The following is a 22,492-nucleotide window of genomic DNA, read 5'->3' as shown; positions in this document are numbered from 1 at the left end:
TTACTGTTTATTTCATTAACCTGACTAACTGCTGATTTCATCAACCTGACTAACTGCTGATTTCTTTAATCTTTACCCTGCAGATAATTCATTAATAAATTGATTATTAGCGCTAGGGAAAGAAGTATGAATCCTAAAGCTATCGAAAGTACCAGGTTCCCTCTGGATGTTTCAAGAGATATGGCAGTGGTAAAATTTCTTGTAAAACCTCTGATGTTACCTCCAATAAGTATGGCAACTCCCACTTCTGATATAGCCCTTCCAAAACCAAGTATTATAGCACTCATTATAGCATAACGAGCTTCCTTTATGATGGTAATTATTGTTTGATATGTACTGGCCCCCAGAGATATTGCCAATTCTCTTATCTGGATACTAACCCCAACAAGAGCAGTGATAGTAAATCCAATGAGAATCGGCAGTATCAGCAATGTCTGCCCTATTATCATTCCGGTGGGAGTAAAAAGAAGGTTTAAAAATCCGAAAGGGCCCTGTTGAGATATCAACAGGAAAAGAAAAAGCCCAATTATAACCGTAGGAATGCTGTAAAGGGTTTGAATGAGATTTATCAGGGTTCTTTTTCCTCGAAATTCGTAATAGTAGATCATTCCGCCAATCGGGATTGATATTAAGGAAGCTATGAGGGTTGCGGTTAATGAAATATAAAGACTTAATTTCGTTATCCTAATCAATTCCGGATCAAGTTCTACGATTAATTCTATTGCCTGTAAAATTGCCTGGATAATTTCATTCAAGCGACCACCTGAACTTGATCCTTGAAATTTATAGTCAAGGACCTAAATTATTTCACCAATCTCAAGTAAAAGTTTAACCACGGAAAGCACAGAAAACACAGAAAACACGGAATAAAGTGAATAATGGCCCAATCCTTCCGTGCTTTCCGTGTCTTCCGTGGTTATAAATTAAGTGTAAGTATTTAATTTCAAGACTATAGTAATCTCATAGTTTATACGGCTACATCAGTTTGTTTAAGGAATTCCGGCTGAAAAATAATTAAGGGTTTAAACCCTCAGACTCAGGATGGCAACCCCTCTGATATCGGATTAAAAAGTGGCTCTCCATATTGTTCTTCACCATAATTTTGAATTATTTCCTGTCCTTCCGGAGAAACAAGGAAGTCTACGAAGTTTTGGGCACCCTCATAGTTAACCGGATGCCTTTCCGGATTTACCGGCATAGCTGCATAAATATTGAGTAATTCATCGCCTGTTGTTACTATTGGTACAATCTGGATTCTTCCTTCCTGCGTATATGCAAGAAAAGTCCCGGAATCGGTTAAAGTATAAGCATCCTGTTCACTGGCGAGTAAAAGGGTTTGCCCCATGCCTCTGCCGCTTTCAATGTACCATGCACCCGAACCGCTAACCTCATCATAGCTTACGCCGGTCATTTCCCAGATTAGTTTCTCCCTTGCATGTGTACCGGAATCATCTCCACGAGATGCAAATTTAACCTTATCGGGATTATTCTGGCCTTTTTCCATTATCTTTGCAAATGCTTCCGTAGCATTAAGGCCGCTTATTTCTGCGGGATCATCTTCAGGCCCCACAATCCAGAAATAATTATATGCTATTTCCGTACGCTCCGTACCGAATCCGTTCTCAACAAATTCCTCTTCCCGAACTTTGTCATGAGTAAGAAGAACATCAGCGTCTCCTCTTTCACCGTACTGCAGGGCTATACCCGTACCTCCGGATATAACTGACACGTCTACGCCGGAATATTCCTCCTCAAATGCTGTTTCTATTTCTTCCAAAAGCCCCGTATCTTCCAAACTGGTTGTAGTAGAAACTATTAATCGCGATGTATCTGCTTGTGTAGATGTATAAGCATAAATACCGGCAACTGCAACCAATACTACCAGTATGCCAATAATAGCAAGGTTTCTTCGATTCATTTTATCCCCCCGGTTATTATAGTGTTTTATTAATATTTAGAACCTATCCGAAAAGCCAGTGATGCCTGTTCAAAGGCGACTATAGGTTCCATGGATCTTCCTGAAAACGGTAGAGATCTACCTGCAGCAACTCTTCTCAAATATTAAAACTCAATCTGTAGTCCACTTCCGACAGTGAAGAAAAACGAAGACAATGTGTACACTTATTTCGCGACTGAAACTCCAGGTTTTTCCTGTTTTCTTTTCTTCTTTTTTTATATATTAATGAAAACGGTTATATGCAGAACTTCCGATATAGAACAGGCACTTTTGAAAAATAATATTGAATCCATACTTCAAGGCAGCTTGTCTGTATGCATGGAGGGCTTAAAGACAATGAAGAGCTTAAGGACGCTTTAAGTTCTTTTTAACCAGCGTCTAACTGAACTCCCTTTCCATGTAAAATAAATATTTAAAACCGGTCGTAATCACAGTTAATCACAGTTAATCACAGCCAAACCATAGTTACAAACTGGCTTAAGAGGCGCTCCCATGATCGAAATCGAGTTACACGGCACTTATAACATCTACTACGCAATCCAGGGCATGCGAAACCCGAAAAATTCCTGGCACCTGATGGACAGCAGTGAACCGGAAGAGGACGGAAACTGCCAGCTCGGGGAAAAGGACCTTAGACTTGCCCAGATGCTGACCCTGGCAGGCACGGAACATTCAAAGTTCCTCAGGTTCATCCCGGTCTGCTTTGACATCAACGCTCCCTTTTATTGGTGGAAGGAATTTGACACTTACAAGTTCGTGGAGAAGAACTCCTGCTCCACCATGCACAAGCTCACCAGCCGCCCCCTGACCCTCCGGGACTTCTCCTTTGACACTGTGACCGAATACCGGGAAGCCCAGGTCGAACACCTGAACGAGCTGATTGAGACCTACAACTCCTGCAGAGGGGAAAATGAGGAGGACGCCGCATACCGGAAAGAGGTCTTCAGGGAACTTGTGCAGGACCTTCCGAGCGCCTTTATGCAGAAGCGTACCGTCATCACCAACTACGCCGAACTCCGGAACATCTACTTCCAGCGCCGGAACCACAAGCTTGAAGAGTGGAGGGAATTCTGCGCCTGGATGATTAAGGAACTTCCGTATTGCGAAGAACTGATCTGCCTTGAGAAGAAGGAGTAAGGTTGGGAATAAAAAAGCCGGGAATAAAGAAGGATGGGAATAAAAGACTGAATAATAACCTGATAAGAACCTTAATAAAAAGTACAGTATAAAAAAAGCTGAATAAAAACGATGGGAATAAAAAGGATGAGGTTTTAGGGTAAAATGAATAACATTGGGAATGACTGTTCCTCCGTATCCAGTCTAGCCGGGGTGTGATCGATCTCAAAACCCCGGGTTCTCACCGGTCAGCTTGCTGACCGGCTTTTTCTTAAAAATTAATTGAAAAAGATTGGGAATTTAATTGGACCAACCTCATTTTGCCGGATAGTAGCTTAAATTCGACTTTAATTTAAAGAACTTATTTCAAGAACTCTTTTTAAAAAGTCAAAATTTGCTGCCTATTCTGCTGTACTGATTCCAAAATTAATCGTTATATCTTTTCTGAGCTCTCCTCTCCACTGTCTGGATGCACTTTTTGGCTACCTGAATACATTTTTTCAGTCATCGGGATATACTTTTTGGTTACCTGAATACATTTCACAGTCATCTGGATGAACTTTTTAGTTATTAAAATATACTTTCCGGAAAAGCCGGTCAGCAAGCTGACCGGTGAGAGTGCCGGTACCTGACTTCAGCTTCTGCAACGTCCCTGTTTCTGGGAATCTAAATAATTAGCCAAAGACCTGTCGAGATTATTTGGAAAGGTCTTTAAACATCGGAGCAAAACTGATTCTCCATACTCTAATTTAGTCTCAATTCTGTGAAACAAGCTCTATTTCCTTTGTCCAGACCTCACAGCTATCCGCCCTACAACACCGAAAAAAAGGACCTAACGATCATGAATTCCCCGAAACCCCCTTCCCCGGCTATCGAGTGCAGCAGCATGGAAAGGAAGTGCGTCCTCATTGCAGCGACTATTGCTTCTTTCCTGTCGCCTTACATTGCGTCTTCCATTAATATCGCGCTTCCGCTGATTGGAAGGGAGTTCGGGGCAAATGCGGTGCTGCTGGGCTGGATCCCGACCACTTACCTTTTGACTTCGGCAGTGCTCCTGATACCTTTCGGGAGGCTTGCGGATCTCTACGGGATGAGGAAGATTTTCATCTACGGGATAGGGGTTTATACCGGGGCTGCCTGCCTCTGTGCTTTTGCAAGGTCTGTTCCCATGCTTATAGGCTGCCAGATGCTGGCGGGGGTAGGGGGTGCGATGATCTATGCGACGGCTGTTGCCCTCCTGACTGCGGTTTTTCCGGCAAATGAGAGGGGAAGGGTGCTCGGGATCAATGTTTCGGCGGTGTACATCGGGCTTTCGACAGGGCCTTTCCTGGGCGGGGTACTTGCGGAGACTTTTGGGTGGAGGAGCATCTTTTTCTCGATCGTGCCGGTAGGGGCCTGTGCGGCGTTTTTCGCGGTCATGCTGAAGATAGAGGATACGGGGTTGAAAAAGGAAAAGTTCGATTCCGTCGGAGCCCTGATTTACGGCTTCATGCTCTTTTCCCTGATCTATGGGCTTTCCCTTGTGCCGGAACAGACGGCTTATGCGTTTCTTGCAGCCGGGTTTGCGGGGTTCCTGGGCTTTGTCTTCTGGGAGATGAAGGCGGCAAGCCCGGTTATTAACCTGCGGCTCTTCCGGGACAACCATACTTTTGCCCTCTCGAACCTTGCAGCCCTTATCAATTACAGTGCGACTGCTGCGGTTGCCTTTCTCCTGAGCCTCTTTCTCCAGTTCAACAAGGGGCTCTCTCCCCTGGCTGCGGGCAGCGTGCTTGTTGCCCAGCCGGTTGTGATGGCGCTCTTTTCCCCCTTTGCGGGGAAGCTCTCGGACAGGGTCGAGCCCAGGGTCGTGGCATCCGTGGGAATGGGGCTTGCAGCTGTCTGCCTTTTAGCCTTCAGTTTCCTTACCGAAGAGACCCCGCTCCGGAACATTATGGCGATCCTCATGGTACTCGGGCTCGGTTTTGCCCTCTTTTCTTCCCCCAACACCAACGCCATCATGAGCTCCGTGGAAAGACGCTATTACGGGGTCGCTTCCGGGACCATGGGTACCATGCGCCTGATAGGGCAGATGTTGAGCATGGGACTTTCCATGATGATTTTTTCGATCTTCATCGGCAGGGTGGAGATTACGGCTGAGTACCACTCGGAACTCCTGACCAGTGTGCATACGGCTTTTTCCCTTTTTTCGGTACTCTGCTTTATCGGGGTCTTTGCTTCGCTTGGTAGGGGCAGGGTCAGGCGTGAAGAAGATTTTGAAGAGGATGTTGAGAGAATGTGTCGAGAGAAGACGCTAAGGTAGGGCTTTAAGGGTATGTTTGAGTATCCTTCAATTTCTAATTTTTTAGTTAGATTTCCCCGGTTGCCGGTAAAAAAGCGCAAAAGTTATAGGGGTGGAAGGTGTTTGCTCAGTTTCTTATCAAGATCTTAACCTTAATCTTAACCCAATTTTTTATGTTTACTCTCATACTTTATTGATTCGGAAGGGATAAAAAATGACCGAGCTTAAAAAAACAGTTACTCTTGGACGCGGTGTGGTGCTTGCCATGCTGATGGTCATAGGTTCCGGGCTGCTGGGCCTCCCGGGCCTTGTGGCGGACGTAGGGACAGTGCAGGAAGTGGTCTTCGGCTGGCTCCTGATCATCCTTGCAACAATGCCCCTGATCCAGATCTGCGCCAGGCTCGGGGTAAAGTTCCCGTATTCGGGAGGCATTTCCCTTTATGCCAGGGAAGCTGTCGGGGAATGGGGAGGGTATGCGGTAACGGCCCTTGTCTGCGGCTCTTTTATGATCGGGGAACCCATGGTCGCTCTTATCGGCGGGGAATACCTTCAGCACCTCTTTGACCTTCCTCCATCCGGGGTTTACCTGCTTGCAATTCTTATAGTCACAGCCATGACCTTCATCACGATAGCCGGGGTCAGGCTTGTCTCGATCTTCAATTATGCAGCCGTAGTCGTGCTTCTCTTCCTGATTGCGGCTCTCACTTACTTCAACTTCGATTTCTTTGCCTCAGGCTTAGGCTTTTCCATGGAAGCCCTTTCCAAAGGCGTATCTGCAATTGCAGGAGGAGATTTTGGTACCCTTGACCCCTACAGGGTCTGGAAGATTTCCGCCCTCCTCTTCTGGGCTTTCCTGGGCTGGGAAAACATGTCTTTCGGGCTTGGGGAACTCCAGGACCCGAAAAAGAACGTATTCAGGGTCTTCTGGCTTAGCTTTATCCTGACAATTTTCATCTACCTGATGCTGGCCGTAACGAGCATAGGGGCGGATGCGAGCGGAGTCCCCCTTGCAGGGGCGTCCGGGCTTGTGGAACTGGTCAAATTCACGCCTCCGGGAAACCTGTTGATCTGGCTGATGGCAATCGTTATCGTGGCGAACGTGACCTGCTGGAACTTTGCCTCCAGCCGCCTCCTCTACGCCTCGGGAAAGGAAGGAATCCTGCCCGCATATCTGGGGAAGCTTTCGAAACACGGGCAGCCCATGACATGCATCCTGAGCATGTACGTGGTCTTCGTGCTTGTGATCCTGGGAACCTGGATCTTCAAGGTCCCGCTTTCTTCCCTGATAATGCTCACAAACCAGAACTTCCTTTTCCTCTACGGCTTCATCCTGCTTTCCTTCTGGAAGATCGAAACCGGATGGAGACGCTGGGTCTACTCGGCCCTTTCCCTGCTCTCCCTCTCCTTCCTGGTCTCGGGCTTTACCTGGAAGATCCTCTATTCCATTGCTCTGACCTGCCTTGGGTATTACGGTTTTGTCAGGAAAAACCGGCGCCAGACCCGTGAAAACGAGAGCCGGGAAGAGGAGATATGTGCTGCCTGATGTGCTGTCTGATGTCCTGAATAATGCGTTGATGGATTTCCAGTGGAAATAATGCTTGATTTCCGCCCGCCAAAGAATATATATTGAAATGTTAAATGTACGGCGACGAAAAAATGGCAGAACTTGAAAAAACAATAACCCTCTGGCGGGGCCTCGGGCTTGCAATCTGTATGCTTATCGGAACAGGCATCCTTGCGCTTCCCGGCCTGGCCCTTGATGCCGGAAACGTCCACGAGGCAGTCCTCGGCTGGCTCCTTATCTCCCTTGTCGCCGTACCCCTTATCCAGATCTGTGCCCGCCTGGGCCTGAAATTCCCTTCCACCTCCGGCCTTGCCCGTTACGCCGAAGAAGCCGTGGGTCCCTGGGGCGGGTATGCGGTTTCTTACCTGGTCGGTGGCTCTTTTATCTTCGGGCTCCCCGCCGTTGCCCTGGTCGGAGCCGAATACGTGCAGCAGCTAATACCCCTTTCCGAGCTGGGTATTGCTCTTTTTGCAGTTCTCCTCATAGTCCTGATGACCCTTTCAAACCTGGCAGGCATAAGGGCCGTCTCCCTGATCAATTATGCAGCCCTTGCCGTGCTCTTTCTTTTGCTGAGCCTGCTTGTTCTCTTCAACCTGAACTTTTTATCTGCAGGGCTCGAAATTGCCCTTCAAGCCCTTAAGGTGGGTTTGAACCTGAGTATGGGTGCAAATGCAGGTGCAGGCATGGGCGCAAACGTTGACCCGAAGCACCTCTGGGCCATTGCAGCCCTCCTCTTCTGGGCTTTCCTTGGCTGGGAGAACCTCTCCTTTTCCCTCGGGGAAATCAAGGACCCTGAGAAAAACGTCCCCCGCCTCTACTGGCTGAGCTTTGTCCTGGTCACCTCGATCTACCTCCTCCTTGCCTTTATCAGCGCAGGAGCAAAAGCAGCCGGAGTCCCTCTCCAGGGTGCAGCCGGGCTTTCAGGCCTTGTTCGCTTCACCCCCGGAGGAGACCTTCTGGTCTGGTTCATGGTCATAGTGGTCGCAGCAAACGCCTGCTCCTGGAACTTTACCGCCAGCCGTCTGATCTTTTCCGGTGGCAGGACCGGAATCTTCCCTGAAAGCCTGGGAAAACTGTCCGTGCGCGGCATCCCTGTGCCAGCCCTTGCAGTCCTTTTCATCTCATCCTTTGCCCTGGTCCTGGCAAGCTACGTCTTCGAGATTTCGGTCTCGGACCTGATCCTGCTGGTTAACCAGAACTTCGTCTTCCTCTATGCCTTCATCATCCTTGCCTACTGGAAGGCCGAATCCGGGTGGCAGAGATGGGTCTTTTCAGCACTTTCCCTTGCCTCCCTTGCCTTTCTTGTCTCGGGCTTTACCTGGGAAATTATCTATCCGGTCTTCCTGATAGGGCTCGGATACTACAGGTGGACCGTTTCCGAAAAGGAGAAGCTGCTTGAGAAAGAAACGCAGTACGTGGTCAGCCCGGATGAAAGTGAACTGCCGGCCGGGTTTCAGCACTGAATGCTATTGATGCTGACAGGATGAGGCAAGTTAAAAGCCAAAAAACGGCTTCCTACAAATCCTGTCATATTGCTTAAAATGGCCCTGCTTTGTGACATATCTTAAATTTAATTCCAAGTCAGGTCTTGATCTTCATATAGTGTCCAGGGCCCTCACCGCTTTCGAAGAAAGCGGCCCTTCCTGAAATTTCTGAAAAGAAGCAACTGCAAAATAAACCGCAATTATTGGCCTTATTAGCTTTATTGGCTTTTCTTTTTATTCAACTCACTTTACGTCACATTTTGATTTTTTAGTTATCCAGACATATTTTTTGGTCACTCACTCACTCACTCACTTACTTACTTACTATTTTTAGTCATTTAAATGTACTTTCTGGAAAAGCCGGTCGTCGAAGACGACCGGTGATAATGTCGGTACCTATAAAGCAAGCCGAAAAAAGATTTTAGGAAAAGCTGAACAGGAGAATTACAGCTACCCTATAATGGTTGATTAAGGTAGTGTATCGATTCCAAATTATGGGTATAAACCACGGATGAACACAGATGAACACGGATGGCTTAAAATCTGTGTCTATCCGTGTCCATCCATGGTTCTTTAACGGGAAACCCATAGAGCACTCCCGATCTGAAAATCTGAAGTTATATTTTCACCATTCCTAATGGCCCAAATCTGTGTTTATCCGTGTTCATCAGTGGTTCTCTACCTTTACCTTTCGGCCGATTTCAAATTCCAGAGTTCTGTCAATAATTTTTAATCAATTCACTATTTTACATCGATTCCAAATTATGGGTATAAAGGTTGAATTTAAATCAAAGATGTTAAATGAGTACCCCATGAAAAACCACAGATGAACACGGATAAACACGGATTAAAGTTATCTGTGTTCATTCATATTTCTATTTCATGATCCAAAACTTGAGGAAGAAACACTTATGGAACCCAACCCATGCAGATTTATGTTAGAAGATGAAACATGGCAGATTATTAGCTGTGCTATGGAAGTTTTGAACACTCTTGGACACGGTTTGCGGGAGAAGCCATATGAAAATGCTCTTGTGGTCGAGTTTGGCTTGCGTTCCATACCATTCAAGCAGCAACAGCATTTTGAAGTAATATATAAAGACGTGAAAGTTGGAGAATATATCCCGGATCTTATCCTGTTTGATCAAATCGTCGTTGACACAAAAGTGATTGATAAAATCACAGACAATGATATCGGCCAGATTTTGAACTATCTTAAGATTACGGATCTGAGAGTTGGCCTGATTCTTAATTTCAAACGCTCACGGCTTGAATGGAAGAGGATTGTGTTATGAAATCATCCGCGTCTATCAGTGGTTCAATTCTACACGCCACACACCCTCTGTATATCAAAGAAGAAACCCTCGGGAACCATACAATCTGCAGGATTTTGCTATCTAAACCAGATAACTATCGTTTCGATTCCCAATTATGGTTTTAACCTGAAATAAATAAGATGTTTAATAAGCACTTAATGAAAAATCACAAATAGATGCTGAGAAAAACGGATTAAAGTCATCTACATCATCTGTGTTTATCTGTGTTCATCCGTGGTTTATTGAATATATTTGGAATCAATTCAGTAGTCTATAATTGTTGATTAAGGTAGGTTTTCTACAAAGTCAGAGTTTCTACAAAGCCCAAACACCAGAACTTTAAGGCCTGAAAACAAACTCATTATGCAAATCGGTAAAAGTAACCTCGAGGACACATGGAGGAGGCCAGAAAACGTCCGGTCCCGGGCTTGGAAAAGAAATAACACTCTGGAGAGGAGCCGCCCTTGCAGTTTCCATGATCATAGGCTCCGGCCTCCTGGGCCTTCCGGGCCTTGTCCTTGAGATCGGAAACCCCTACGAGGCTGTCCTGGGCTGGATTTTGATTTCCCTAATAGTCTTTCCTTTGATCCGGATCTTTGCGACCCTCGGCCTGAAATTCCCGACAAGTGCAGGCCTTGCCCGCTACGCCGAGGCAGCAGTCGGCCCCTGGGGAGGCTATGCCGTTGCCTACCTGGTCTTTGGCTCGGTTCCCGGAATCCCCGCACTCACCCTCATCGGGGCTGAGTATGTGCAGCGCCTCTTTTCCCTGCCCTTTGATTACGTCCCGTTTCTCGCCGTGCTAATCGTAACTGCAATGACCCTTTTCAACCTTGCAGGCGTCCGGGCGGTTTCGCTCGTCAATTACGCAGCCCTGGCGGTCCTGGTCCTTCTGCTCTTTGTAATTTCCGTTTTTAACCTGGACTTTTTTGTCACGGGCCTTTCCCTCCTCCCCGAGGCTCTTTCCGGAGAAGGAAGCGTGGAATTCGAAAACCTCTGGACAATTGCAGCCCTCCTCTTCTGGGCTTTCCTGGGCTGGGGAAGTTTTTCCTTCTCCCTGGGTGAACTTGAGTCTCCGGAAAAAAATGTCCCAAGGGTCTACTGGCTGAGTTTTGCCGTGGTGGTTTTCATCTACCTCCTGCTAGCCTTTACGACAGCCGGGGCCGAAATAAGCGGCGTTTCCCTGAAAGGGGCTTCCGGCCTTGCAGGCCTGGTCGAGCTAACCCCGGGCGGAAACCTGCTGCTCCTGCTGATCGTAATCGTCCTGGTAGCAAACGCAAGCTCCTGGAACTTCACAGCCAGCCGTCTACTTTACTCTGCAGCAAACGAGGGGATTTTTCCCGCATCCCTGGGCAAGCTCTCGGGAAGATCGATCCCTGTCCCGGCTCTGCTTGCGCTTTATGCAGTTTCTCTTCTCCTCATCGCTGCGACCTACGTCTTCAAAGTCCCGATTTCGGCCATGGTGCTCATCGTGGACCAGAACTTTGTCTTCCTCTACGCTTTTGTGGTACTCTCGTACTGGAAGCTTGAAACCGGATGGAAGCGGTGGGTTTTTACGGGGCTCTCGTTCGTTTCACTTTCATTTCTGGTCTCGGGGTTCAGCTGGTGGGTGGTTTATCCGCTGTTGCTGATGGGGGCAGGGTACTGGAGGGGTGTGAAGAAAAGAGGGTATTAAGTAAAAAAGTGATAGAGTCTGAGCAGAAGGTAAATTGGAATTATTCATTTGAATACGTATAAATTCCCATTTTTGTTAATTTTCATGCATTTTGTTGTAAAATGAACGACCCACTCTAAAAGCTTAACCTGCATCATTTGAGGAATTTACATAAGTTTTTAAGAATTCGACAACTTCACCAAAAACCTGTTCGAAATCAGGTAGATCTTTAAGTTGATGTCCAAGTGAACTTTTCCAGGCCCCAGCGAAGTTTTCCTTTCGTTCAATCAAGGATTCTATGTTCAGCCTAACATCCTTTGTCCTACACTTTTTGGGAAAAATTTCTACTGCATCATTTATGTCGAACTTTTGTGGGATATACCAGCTATCATAAAGGTCTCTTGGGCGGGTACGCTGGAAGAGGGAGCGGAATTTCTCAGCTACAATTTCGTTCATTGAATACACCAACAAAGTCTCGGAGCACTCGTCTGAATACAAATGTAAGAGTTTTCTTTTCACGGAAGGTAAGAGAAGGCTTTCTGCTCCGTATTTTGTGATGTCAAGTTTGATCCTGAGTGGGCTGGTCCCGCTTTGTCGAAGAAGCCTGAAATATATGTCTATCTGGTAACCATTGATGTTTTCTTTTGACTTGACCCTATCACTGAAGTTTATTCCGCTTTCTTTACTACTGTCGCGTCAACAGTAAAAGATTGTAAAAATTATATTGTATAACATCTATAAATAATCTAAGAGGACTACTTATAAGTGGATACATTTTGACACTTACCGAAGATGAATGTGAATGCCATTTAGTCGCCCTTAGTTGCAGTAAAACCATATGTGTTTTTGTAAGATGTAATTGAGATTATTAGCTGATAAAGTTGTAGAGCTTGGCTATATCGATTATATTTCTCATGAAACAGTACACGTACTTTTAAAAAACAAAATCAAACCCTGGAAAGAGGTTTGTGTACACCCCAAAACATGGGAGCTGGTTGAATATGGTCGAGATTGAGATGATAAATTATGAAAATAGAAAAAATCAATATCGAGAATTACAAATGCTACTATGGAAAATTTCCTTTGGAGCTAAATCCTTGTGTAAACATTCTCGTTGGCAATAATGAGTCAGGCAAATCTACTATCCTTGAAGCAATTAATTTAGCTCTAACTGGAATTTTGAATGGAAGGTATCTTAAAAATGAATTAAGTCAATACCTTTTTAATCATCAAGCTGTATCCGAATATCTCAAAAGTATTTCTGATGATAATTTAGATGCACAGGCTCCTCCATCGATTTGTATTGAAATTTTTTTTGAACGGCCTGACTTGCCACGATTTGAAGGCAATGGAAATAGTGAAAGAACAAACGCATGCGGTGTTTCCATGAAGATCGAATTTGATCCTGAATACCAAAATGAATACGAAGAATTGATAGAAGTAGGTGAAATAAAATCAATTCCAATCGAATATTACCGGATATCATGGCAATCTTTTGCAAGGGAATCGGTTACAGCTCGCAGTATTCCAATGAAATCTGTTTTGATAGATTCTTCGTCTTCACGATATCAAAATGGTTCGGATGTGTATATTTCACGAATAATCCATGCCGATTTGGAAGATTCAGATAAAGCTGCTATATCACAAGAATATCGCAAAATGAAAGAAATGTTTGGGGAAGCAGATTCTGTCAAAGCGATTAATGAAAAAATCACAACTAAGTCAAAAATAACTGATAAAGACCTTTCGATTTCTGTTGATTTAGCTACGCATAATTCATGGGAGACGACTCTTATGACCTATCTTGATGAAATTCCATTTCATCACATTGGCAAAGGTGAGCAGTGCATTATTAAAACCAACCTCGCTTTAGGGCATAAAAAAAGCCAAGAAGCTAATTTGATTTTGTTAGAAGAACCCGAGAGCCATTTATCGCACACAAAATTAAATCAATTGCTTAGAAGCATTGAGGATGAATGCGAAGAAAAACAGGTTATTATTTCAACTCATAGTAGCTTTGTGGCAAATAAACTCGGTATAGAAAATCTCATATTACTTAATGAACGGCAATCTTCAAAGCTTACAGAACTGCCTGGTGACACCCTTAAATTCTTTAAGAAACTTCCGGGCTATCAAACATTACGTCTCTTGCTCTGTCGTAAAGCTGTTTTGGTCGAGGGGGATTCAGATGAACTCATTTTCCAAAAAGCATACATGGACGCCAATGAGGGCAAATTGCCTATTGAAGATGGAATTGATGTAATTTCAGTCGGCTTGACTTTCAAGCGTTTTTTGGAGATTGCGAAAAGAATAAATCAACCCGTGGCGGTTATAACGGACAACGACAGCGATTACGATACTTGTATTATTGAAAAATACATCGACTTTGAGGATATAGAGTGCATTTCAATTTTTGCAGATGATCGAAATGAATTAAGAACACTGGAACCACAATTTGTCGAAGCCAACAGTAATGATTTATCTGCGTTATGCGCAACAATTAAAATCAATAGTAGTAGTTATAATACTGAAGAAAAAATCAGCAAATACATGATCAATAACAAGACCAAATGGGCACTCTGCGTCTTTGAGAGTGATACTAAGCTAAATTATCCCAAATACATAGAGGATGCCGTGAAGTGGTGTAATGAGTGAAAACAAACTGATTATTGCCGCTGCAGGTTCTGGAAAAACTACCCATTTAGTCAATGAGGCATTGAGTCGTTCGGATAGTAATGTTCTTATTCTTACATACACACAATCGAATGAAGTAGCTATAAAGGCAAATATTCGGCATCATGCTAATTGTATTCCTAAGAATATCACGGTCCAAACATGGTTCTCGTTTTTACTTCAGCATGGAGTGAAACCGTATCAGGGAAGTCTCGACGAATCTTTATTTGACCTAAATATTAGAGGAATGTTGCTGGTAAACAAGCAATCTGCTATTCGTTATACTGGAGGACATGGGCCCGTTTATTGGAGTGAAGGGGAGCATTTTCATAAACATTACTTCAACAAAGAAAATAAAATATATTCTGATAAAATTTCCAAATTTGTCGTGAGATGTAATCACAAGTCAAGCAATGCAGTTGTAGATAGAATTGCTCGAATATATGATTTTATTTCTATTGACGAAGTTCAAGACCTTGCCGGGTATGATCTTGAGCTGATAAAGTTACTTTTTAAATCATCGGCATCTATTTTGCTTGTTGGAGACCCGCGTCAAGTAACATATCTAACACATATTGAGCGTAAATTTGCCAAGTACAAGAATGGTCGAATAAAGGCTTTTGTAGAAAGTAATGATTGTCGTGGGACTCGATGTACAGTCGATGAAACTACATTAAATGTTTCACATAGAAACAACCTCGCAATTTGTGAGTACTCTTCACGGTTGTATCCTGAATATTCAAATACATTCCCTTGTACTTGTTGCAGGCAACAAGAAACAGATCATGAAGGAGTATTCCTTCTCAAACCTGATGATATCGTTGAGTATACCCAAAAATACGACGTAATGCAGTTGAGATGGGACTCGCGTAAAAATGTGTTAGCAGATGTACCTGTAATGAATTTCGGTGAATCAAAAGGGCATACTTTTGGTAGAGTTTTGATATATCCCACTGACGATATGATTAATTGGATAGCTAATAACTCTCATGGATTATCCGATGGTGCTAAGGCAAAATTTTATGTAGCACTGACACGAGCCAAACATAGTGTAGCAATTGTGATGGACTATGATACTGGAATTGAATATGAAGGTGTGAATAAATGGGGAGATGGAAATGAATAGCTATAATCTTCTTACCTTCCAACTTGGCAGGAGTGAGTGTAAATCATGGAAACGGAATTAGGTAATAACCATATCCTCAATAATTAAAAATAGGAATAAGCAAAAGTATCCCCGATCTCTGCATGCTCAGTTCTTCTCATCCTTGAATTTAATCTGCCAGTGCGACCCGTCGCAAAACGGCTTGTTCTTTGAAGCTCCGCAGCGGCAGAGTGTGTAATGCTCTTTTGATTGCGGGACCGAACCGTCAGGGTCTTCCAGTTCGATATTTCCGACAACTCTGTAGAAACTGTCCTTGCAAATAGTAATTTCAGGAGGGCGAGTTTCGTCTTCATACGGCACCCCGTCCCTGGAACAGCTCAGGGCTCCCGACGGGCAGTTCCGGACAATCTCTTCAATTTCCTCAGGGTCCGCAGCATCCGGGTCGATCCAGGGCTTTCTGTCTACCCTGAAAACGGAAGATTCGTCTTTAACGCAGGATTCGGCATGGGCACAGACTCCCCTGTTATAATGGATGGTAATCTTCTCGCCTTTGTAATCTTTCACTTTATCAGGTATACGGTCTTCTTCTTTTTTCCCCGAAAATCCGATCTTTGAATGGGCTCCATCGCAAAAGGGTTTGTTTTCTGACTTTCCGCATCTGCAAAGGACCATTGACGGCTTTGTTTCAATGTGTTCGCCTTTTGAGTTCCTGAATTTCTTTAAGTTTTTGACGAGATACGGGCCGTCTTTTATGACTTTTATTGAAGGTTTTTTCTCTTCACTATCTGAAACCACTTGTCCCACCCCCTGGTATTGCAGTCAGTTAGTATTACATTAGCCTTTTCGGCTTAAGTATCTGCTCATGGTTTCCGATAACACACAAGGATCCGCTTCCGGAAAAAGAGAAAAGGCCCTGTTTTGTGACAGGGATCAGGGCTTAATGGTAATTCCAATTTTGCTTGTTTCTGTCCCGGTATCGATTTCCAGGGCCCTCACCGCTTGCGTAAGCAAGCGGCCTTTCCTAGAATTATGAAAAAAACACAAAAATGAAAGTACACAACACACCTTCTTGACAAAGTACTTGCAAAATAAACTGCCATTATTAGCTACAATCATTAGCTACAATCATTGGCTGCCATTACCATTTATACGAGCTTTTATTTTTATTCTACTCCTCATGTCAATATTCTGATTTTTAAATCATCTGAAGATATTTTATGGCAACTTACATACAATTTTTAGTCTCTTAAATATACTTTATGGAAAAGCCGGTCAGCAAGCTGACCGGTGAGAATGCCGGTACCTGAAAAGCAGATAGAAAAAAAGGTTTCCAGAAATGTTGAATGGTAGAATTAAGGCTACCCTGTCTGGGTTGATTTAGATCGCTTTTCTACAAAACCGATCTCTCATGGAGATAAAGAGGTTTCCGGAACCAGGTAAAAAAAGTAAATTGAAAACTGATTACATTTCCTTCAAAAAAATCATAATTCCCTCAGAACCCGGAACCCAAGCCCTGAACTCCTGTACCCTGAGCCGCTGTTCCCCCTGTTGGCTGCCCTGCAGTACCCGGCGCTGCCTTCCCAGCTCCCGCCCCGCCTGACCTTAAGGGAATTGCTCGAACTTTCCCGGGCGCTGCCGTCGGAAGGAGCCCCGTAATAGGAATCGTGCCAGCCGTCCTGCACCCATTCCCAGACGTTTCCGTGCATGTCGTAAAGGCCCCAGGGGTTGGGGTTCTTCTGGCCTACGGGGTGGGTTTTATCTCCCGAATTGGTATCGTACCAGGCATATTCTTCGAGGCTTGAAACATCGTAATTGAAAGAGTACTTGTCGCTGCTCCCTGCCCTGCAGGCATATTCCCATTCGGCTTCCGAGGGGAGGCGGTATTTGTCGGTTTTTTCCATCCCGTTGAGCTTTTGTATGAATTCCCGGGCTTCTTCCCAGGAAACCCCTTCAACCGGGAGTCTGTCCCCTTTGAAGTATGAAGGGTTGTTTCCCATTACTTTTTGCCATTGTTCCTGGGTAACTTCGTATTTGCCCAGGTAGAAAGGCTCTCCGATCGTAACTTTATGCAAGGGGCGTTCATCCGTATCCGCTCCGTTTTCGCCTGAAGATGAGCCCATCATGAACTCTCCTTCTGGGACCAGTACAAATTCCATGCCGATGGAGTTTGTGTAAGTTTCGGGATTTCCGGGACCTCCACCCCAGTCCAGAAATACGGCAGAAGCTCCCGCAAGAAGGATGCCGATGAGCATCAGGCCGAGGACAGGAATCGTTTTTTTGGGCGGGTTATCGGGTTTTTTCTCCGGAGACCGGGAGAGGGGCTCTTTTGCAGGAGCTTTCTTTTCAGGCGGATGTCTAACGGCTTTTTCAGGTGTGGTTTTTTCAGGTGTGGTTTGTTCGGGTGTGGTTTGTTCGGGTACGGTTTTTTCTGCTATTGTTTGTTCTGTTTTCTTAGCCTTTTCTTCTTCTTCTTCAAGGAAGCCTATTTTGCTCCGCTGCACCACACTCCCCCGAACAGCAAGCGATGGGGCGTCAGTTCCTCCTGCAAAATTAGTATGCTGCACTACCGAGTCAATGATGTTGATGACCTGCTCCTTTTTGATAATCCCGATTTCCCTGGCAGCACCGGCGTTTTGCACAAGGTGCCGGAGGTTTTCAAGAATTTCGTTCAAAAATCCGTTGATCCCGAAGGCTTTGTCCGAGTTTGCATGCAGGAGGACCCTGACAATTCCTTCCTCTTCCTGAACAACGGCTGTGAGCAGGTAATATGCTTTTTCTCCGGGAGATTCGCCTGCGAGATAAAGGACTTTCCCGTTTTCGATGGAAAATTCGTCAACTTTGTACAGCCGGTTTTTGCAGGTGTGGGAGAGAAACTCTACGAGCTTTTCAGGAGAGATGTTTTCGAAATTAAGGCCGTGTTCAGCCGAGTATCCGGTATCGTAAAGCCTCAGGAATTCGGACCTTGTAATTGCTTTTTCTTTCAGGAAAGGACAGACGCAGTGGATTTCCTTTGGGCGCATGTCAAGGGTATGCTTTTCCCAGCTGTGGTCTTTGTAGCGGACTGTCGCCCCGATCTCTTCCCTGTGGACGCAGCCGCGAGGTTTTAGCAGGAATTTTGCGGTCCGTGGGACTGAGGGGGGAAGCGTCCCGAGCTTTTCCACAATATTGCCTTCAAGCTCGAAAAGCGAATCATTGTAATCCAGGATGACCTCTACATCCGAAATGGCGGAATTCCCGGAGTTGCTCACACGGATGCCAAACCTCACCGTGTTGTCGGGAAGTACTTCATACCCACGTTTGATTTCCAGGTCCACAGGCTCAAAACCCTCCGCATTACAATTTGTTATAATCGTAAAAGTAATTTTTGTTATAAGTTAAAGGACGTGTCACATTAAAAACGATGCTTGAATATATGCTTGAATATATGCTTGAATATATGCCTGGATAAATCTACTGTTTGAGAAAATCTTTAATAGCACTTATCTACCCTTTTAACTATGGAAAAGGCTTGCAGGCTTTTAGCAATTATCCGGCAGCCAGGGGTTGAAAATTGGAAAACACATTCCTCACGATTTTAAAGCTGAGCCTGTTCGAAACCTTCTGCGTGACAGGTCTCCTCATCCTGATAGGCCTGATTCTCGGCATTATCGGAAACAGAGCCAATTTCTACATCCAGAGGGTGTTTGGCTGGAAAGGCATCATGTTGACTGCCTGGATAGGCACTCCTGTGCACGAATCAGGTCACCTGTTGATGTGCTACCTCTTCAGGCACAATGTAAAGGAGTTCAAGCTGCTTGCCCTGAGAAGGAAAGACGGAGTCCTGGGATACGTCCAGCACGGCTGGGACCCGAAGAGCCTCTATCAGAACATCGGCAATTTCTTCATCGGGATGGGGCCCATCTTCAGCGGCACAGCGGCCCTGATCCTGGGGATGTATTTGCTCCTGCCCGGTTCTTTTTCCAGCTTTTCGAACTTTCTGGCCCTTGAACCCACCCGGCTGGACTCCGAGATCCTGGTGCAGATCTTCATGCTTACCGCCGAACTCTTCGGGAGCATCTTCTCGGCTGAAAACGTGAGTAACCTCAATTTCTGGATCTATTTTGCCCTGGCAATCGGGATTTCCTCTCACATCGCCCTTAGCAAAGAGGACCTGAAAGGAGCTTCAAGAGGCTTTGTTACGATATTTTCTTTTATTTTCCTGGTAAACATAATCGCCCTGCTTCTCAAGGCAGACTTATCCGGCTTTTTCCTGGATATTCTTGCCCTCAATATCTATTTGCTGGCCTTTTCAATGGTTTCGATTGCCTTTTCTTCGATAAGGCTGTTTTTAAGCTTCTTTGCTTATGTCCTGGTTTACAGGATTCCCTGATACCGGGTCCCTGATAAAAATACTGATACGGGGTCTCTGGAAAAATTCCTGATTCAGGCCCTCTGATAAAAATTAGTCGATAAAAATTACTGACCAGGGACTACCTTATAAAAAATCCTTTATAAATATCTCCTGAATGTAACAATTTGCCTGAACAAAATTTAGTATACAATTATCTATTCGATACACCGATGGTATGAGAAAAGGTGGTATGCACTATGGCAGGCCGAAAAGAACATTTGTACATCGGGGTAATGGTTTCTATCTTTCTCCTCCTGTTCTTAAATTCAAGAGGCCTTATCTACGGCTTTGAATTTATACTGCTAGCTATTGCATCCGCAGCAATAGGGTCCAGGCTGCCTGACCTGCTGGAACCACCAAGGGGCGGATATCACAGGAAATTTTTCCATTCGATTCTATTCCTTGTACTGGTGCTGTTATTCTTTATCTATATCTACGCAGAAGTCCTGACCGCTAACCCCGGGAATGAAGTTGCTTTCGGGCTCTTCTTTGCAGCGGCAGGCTACGCTTCCCATTTATTACGGGACGCATTTACACCTGCAAGGTTACCCCTGCTGGGTTTCTTTTACATCTGGGATGAAATCTGAATCACATGGATTTGGGGAAGCTCGTGCGCTTAAGCAGTTTCAATTTTCAACTTTTTATTACTCAAGCCGGACCCTCTGTCCAGGGATGCTGCCCCGGATAAACTGCGAGCACCTAAAGGAACATACCTTCTTTATACATCTTACAGTAAATTTGGATTATTGTAGCTTTTTACAACAAATAGAAATCATGAGATTTACTGTTAAGCTTAAAAGCTTGAAATATCTTACAGTAGATCGAAAAAAGCAGTTTACTGTAAAATATTTGGCTTTACGGTACTTTACGGTAGATTTCTTATTTCTGTTTTTAATAGTTTCAACACTCTAATGGTCGAAATTCAAAGTGCAAATTACTTTACGATCTCATATCTTGTACTGGCTCCGGATCCTATTTTTTTAATCAGCTCCAGCTCTTCTAGCTTTTTAAGATGCTGGAGAACCGTAGGTTTGGACATACCCACAAGCTCGGCAATTTCACCGCTTCTCATGGGGGATACGGCGGATTGCAGGATCTTCTTATCATAATCATCAAGAGCCATCGAGAGGTCTTTTTTGAAGGTCACGACGAAGCGGTTCGGGTCGGTCCTGAAGCTCACGGTACAGAGGGGGTGTTCTTCGGTTTCCTTTTTTATGAGCTGGATTCCGTAGCCGTACCTTTCTATAAAACCGGTATCGTAGAGGAGATTGCAGATTGCCGGGTTCCTGGGAACATGATCCGGGTCATCGAGGTCCACACCGGGCAGCAGGCCTCCGGGGTTTTTGATCTCTATACGGTCGGGGTAGAGGAAAATTCGGACATCGGCATTGATTACGTAATTCCTGTGGGAGACAGCGTTTATGATTGCTTCCCTAAGAGCCCTCGGGGGGTACTCTTCCATTTTGACTCTTTTTGTCCCTTTGATGAACTCTATTTTTTTAATCTCCCGCAGCAGGTCCCCGTAAGCGGATTCAATGCATTTCCATACAGGCCCCTCATATTCCTTGCTCCATGCAGGCTGGTCTTTTTCCATGCCTATGATTCTGATCCTTGAATGAGGGATAAACTCCTGGACATCCGTAAAAAAGAGTGTTCCCGCATTTGTCAGCATGCTTTCTTTTACAGCTCCTGCACTTCGCAGGTACCGGTTCCTGTTCTCGTCAGCTATACTCTTACCCCTTCTCTCCCTGATTTCTTCAAAAAACCAGTCCAGAAATTCGGCTTTTGCGGTCTTGAAAGGAATTAACGGGGCTTCGTCCCAGTTAAGGGTTCCAAGTTCACTGGAAAGCATCAGGATTTCCTGTATGGAGAGAGGCCTTGAACTGCACCCAATCCTGATGTATACAACACCTCCCACGGAGGAAAGGGCATCCCCTTTTTTAATTTCAACCGCAAGGATGTCTTTGGCATCGATTGAAAATTTCTGTGTCTTCAGCTTCAGGGGAGGAATTACGTTCTGCACAGCTGCAGATACGGCTTCCTGGGCTTTTTTCACGTCCGTGCCCACAATTTTCCCGTAATCATCAACTCCTATGAGGAGATACCCGCCATTAGCATTTGCAAAAGCTGTAAGCTCTTTATTAAGTGCGCCTGTAGCTTTCTGCTTGAACTCTACCCTTTCAGACTCCCCTTCCTGAATTAAGGCGAGGAGCTTTTCAATGTTCATACTTACTGTTAAGTGCCGTAAAGGTAAATATTTAACGGTAAATCCCATATCCACATTTACTGTAAAATATTTGGCTTTACAGTACTTTACGGTAGATTCCTTGTTACCGTTTTTGATGGATTTAAAATTCTCATCGAATTTTCGAGAATTTACACTTTTTCTTAGCTATTACGGTTCGGTATGTTTTACTTTTGCCATGAAATCTAATTCAGGGGAAATTTTAAGCTTGATCATGCACTTTAACAGGGGGCGGTTTCCGGGCGAAGCCCGGCCTGAGCAGGTAAAATTGTAGAAAGATAATTTGAAAAGTCCGAAAAAACAGGATTAAAACGAAAAAACAATGACGCTAAAAGTGTGTTTAAAATCCTCTTTGAAGAAAATGAAGGTTTAGGCGGCTTTACAATCAGTTGTTAGGTTTAACCTGGGATGTTTGCTGATTTGCTTTTCGATTTTCAATTCTTTTTGCTCAGGCCGGACCTTCGGTCCGGGGATGCTGCCTTGGATAACTAGCAAGCATCTGCTAGAACGCCTCTTTTCAAATATATTACAGTAAAACTCATTCTGGTTGTTTACTGTTAAATCTTGATCACGGCAATTAACAGTAAATTCGATGCCTAAAGGCTTACTGTAAAGTTCAAAAACTCGAAATATTTAACAGTAACTCGAAACAATCAGTTTACTGTAAAATATTTGGCTTTACAGTAATTTACAGTAAATCCCATGTTGCTGTT

General features: G+C 44.6%; 16 protein-coding genes and 1 pseudogene. 11 read left to right on the top strand and 6 right to left on the bottom strand.

What is annotated here, in order from left to right:
• Nucleotides 1-65: 65 nt before the first annotated feature.
• Complete coding sequence (locus ACSAZK_RS00725) at nt 66-755, bottom strand: ABC transporter permease (RefSeq protein ID WP_440955533.1); 690 nt, start codon at nt 753-755, stop codon at nt 66-68.
• A 281-nt stretch (nt 756-1,036) separates the two neighbouring features.
• On the bottom strand, nt 1,037-1,918 hold the full coding sequence (locus ACSAZK_RS00720; RefSeq protein WP_440955532.1) for a substrate-binding domain-containing protein: 882 nt from the start codon (nt 1,916-1,918) through the stop codon (nt 1,037-1,039).
• 531 nt (nt 1,919-2,449) lie between these two features.
• On the opposite strand from ACSAZK_RS00720, the gene ACSAZK_RS00715 reads away from it, so the two are divergent.
• The 6 genes from ACSAZK_RS00715 (at nt 2,450) to ACSAZK_RS00690 (ending at nt 11,387) form a co-directional block, all read left to right on the top strand.
• Nucleotides 2,450-3,094, top strand: a complete 645-nt coding sequence (locus tag ACSAZK_RS00715) for a hypothetical protein (protein ID WP_440955531.1) — start codon at nt 2,450-2,452, stop codon at nt 3,092-3,094.
• A gap of 742 nt (nt 3,095-3,836) precedes the next feature.
• Nucleotides 3,837-5,372, top strand: a complete 1,536-nt coding sequence (locus ACSAZK_RS00710) for an MFS transporter (RefSeq protein ID WP_440955530.1) — start codon at nt 3,837-3,839, stop codon at nt 5,370-5,372.
• 193 nt (nt 5,373-5,565) lie between these two features.
• The gene (locus tag ACSAZK_RS00705; protein ID WP_440955529.1) at nt 5,566-6,894 is read left to right on the top strand and encodes an APC family permease; all 1,329 of its coding nucleotides are present in this window, start codon (nt 5,566-5,568) and stop codon (nt 6,892-6,894) included.
• 113 nt (nt 6,895-7,007) lie between these two features.
• Nucleotides 7,008-8,378: an APC family permease gene (locus ACSAZK_RS00700; protein ID WP_440957068.1), complete on the top strand. Its 1,371-nt coding sequence runs from the start codon at nt 7,008-7,010 to the stop codon at nt 8,376-8,378.
• Nucleotides 8,379-9,334: 956 nt separating this feature from the next.
• Nucleotides 9,335-9,694, top strand: a complete 360-nt coding sequence (locus ACSAZK_RS00695) for a GxxExxY protein (RefSeq protein WP_440955528.1) — start codon at nt 9,335-9,337, stop codon at nt 9,692-9,694.
• Between the two features lie 460 nt (nt 9,695-10,154).
• Nucleotides 10,155-11,387, top strand: a complete 1,233-nt coding sequence (locus ACSAZK_RS00690; protein ID WP_440957067.1) for an APC family permease — start codon at nt 10,155-10,157, stop codon at nt 11,385-11,387.
• A gap of 123 nt (nt 11,388-11,510) precedes the next feature.
• Here ACSAZK_RS00690 and ACSAZK_RS00685 read toward each other — a convergent pair whose 3' ends face one another.
• Nucleotides 11,511-11,981: a nucleotidyl transferase AbiEii/AbiGii toxin family protein gene (locus ACSAZK_RS00685; protein ID WP_440957066.1), complete on the bottom strand. Its 471-nt coding sequence runs from the start codon at nt 11,979-11,981 to the stop codon at nt 11,511-11,513.
• 185 nt (nt 11,982-12,166) lie between these two features.
• On the opposite strand from ACSAZK_RS00685, the pseudogene ACSAZK_RS00680 reads away from it, so the two are divergent.
• The 3 genes and pseudogenes from ACSAZK_RS00680 to ACSAZK_RS00670 form a co-directional block, all read left to right on the top strand.
• Nucleotides 12,167-12,327, top strand: a pseudogene (locus ACSAZK_RS00680) (IS630 family transposase); the annotation flags it as partial.
• Nucleotides 12,328-12,392: 65 nt separating this feature from the next.
• Nucleotides 12,393-14,021: an ATP-dependent nuclease gene (locus tag ACSAZK_RS00675; RefSeq protein WP_440955527.1), complete on the top strand. Its 1,629-nt coding sequence runs from the start codon at nt 12,393-12,395 to the stop codon at nt 14,019-14,021.
• Nucleotides 14,014-15,165, top strand: a complete 1,152-nt coding sequence (locus ACSAZK_RS00670) for a UvrD-helicase domain-containing protein (protein WP_440955526.1) — start codon at nt 14,014-14,016, stop codon at nt 15,163-15,165. Before ACSAZK_RS00675 ends, ACSAZK_RS00670 begins: the two co-directional genes overlap by 8 nt.
• A 126-nt stretch (nt 15,166-15,291) precedes the next feature.
• Here the strand turns inward: ACSAZK_RS00670 and ACSAZK_RS00665 are convergent, their stop codons facing one another.
• Both ACSAZK_RS00665 and ACSAZK_RS00660 read right to left on the bottom strand, forming a co-directional pair.
• Nucleotides 15,292-15,939, bottom strand: coding sequence for a CDGSH iron-sulfur domain-containing protein (locus tag ACSAZK_RS00665; RefSeq protein ID WP_440955525.1), 648 nt, complete (start codon nt 15,937-15,939; stop codon nt 15,292-15,294).
• A 686-nt stretch (nt 15,940-16,625) separates the two neighbouring features.
• A complete protein-coding gene (locus ACSAZK_RS00660) occupies nt 16,626-18,458 on the bottom strand; it encodes an SUMF1/EgtB/PvdO family nonheme iron enzyme (protein WP_440955524.1) in 1,833 nt (610 codons plus the stop codon).
• Nucleotides 18,459-18,694: 236 nt separating this feature from the next.
• On the opposite strand from ACSAZK_RS00660, the gene ACSAZK_RS00655 reads away from it, so the two are divergent.
• Together ACSAZK_RS00655 and ACSAZK_RS00650 are read left to right on the top strand one after the other, a co-directional pair.
• Complete coding sequence (locus tag ACSAZK_RS00655) at nt 18,695-19,513, top strand: hypothetical protein (protein ID WP_440955523.1); 819 nt, start codon at nt 18,695-18,697, stop codon at nt 19,511-19,513.
• 218 nt (nt 19,514-19,731) lie between these two features.
• Nucleotides 19,732-20,121, top strand: a complete 390-nt coding sequence (locus ACSAZK_RS00650) for a metal-dependent hydrolase (RefSeq protein WP_440955522.1) — start codon at nt 19,732-19,734, stop codon at nt 20,119-20,121.
• A gap of 347 nt (nt 20,122-20,468) precedes the next feature.
• Here ACSAZK_RS00650 and ACSAZK_RS00645 read toward each other — a convergent pair whose 3' ends face one another.
• Nucleotides 20,469-21,761, bottom strand: a complete 1,293-nt coding sequence (locus ACSAZK_RS00645) for an RNA-binding domain-containing protein (protein ID WP_440955521.1) — start codon at nt 21,759-21,761, stop codon at nt 20,469-20,471.
• Nucleotides 21,762-22,492 lie beyond the last annotated feature (731 nt).

Source organism: Methanosarcina sediminis (genome assembly GCF_052056915.1).
Classification (GTDB): Archaea; Halobacteriota; Methanosarcinia; order Methanosarcinales; family Methanosarcinaceae; genus MTP4.
The sequence above is the reverse complement of the archived record's forward strand: the minus strand, read 5'-3'. Positions and strand labels throughout refer to the sequence as shown.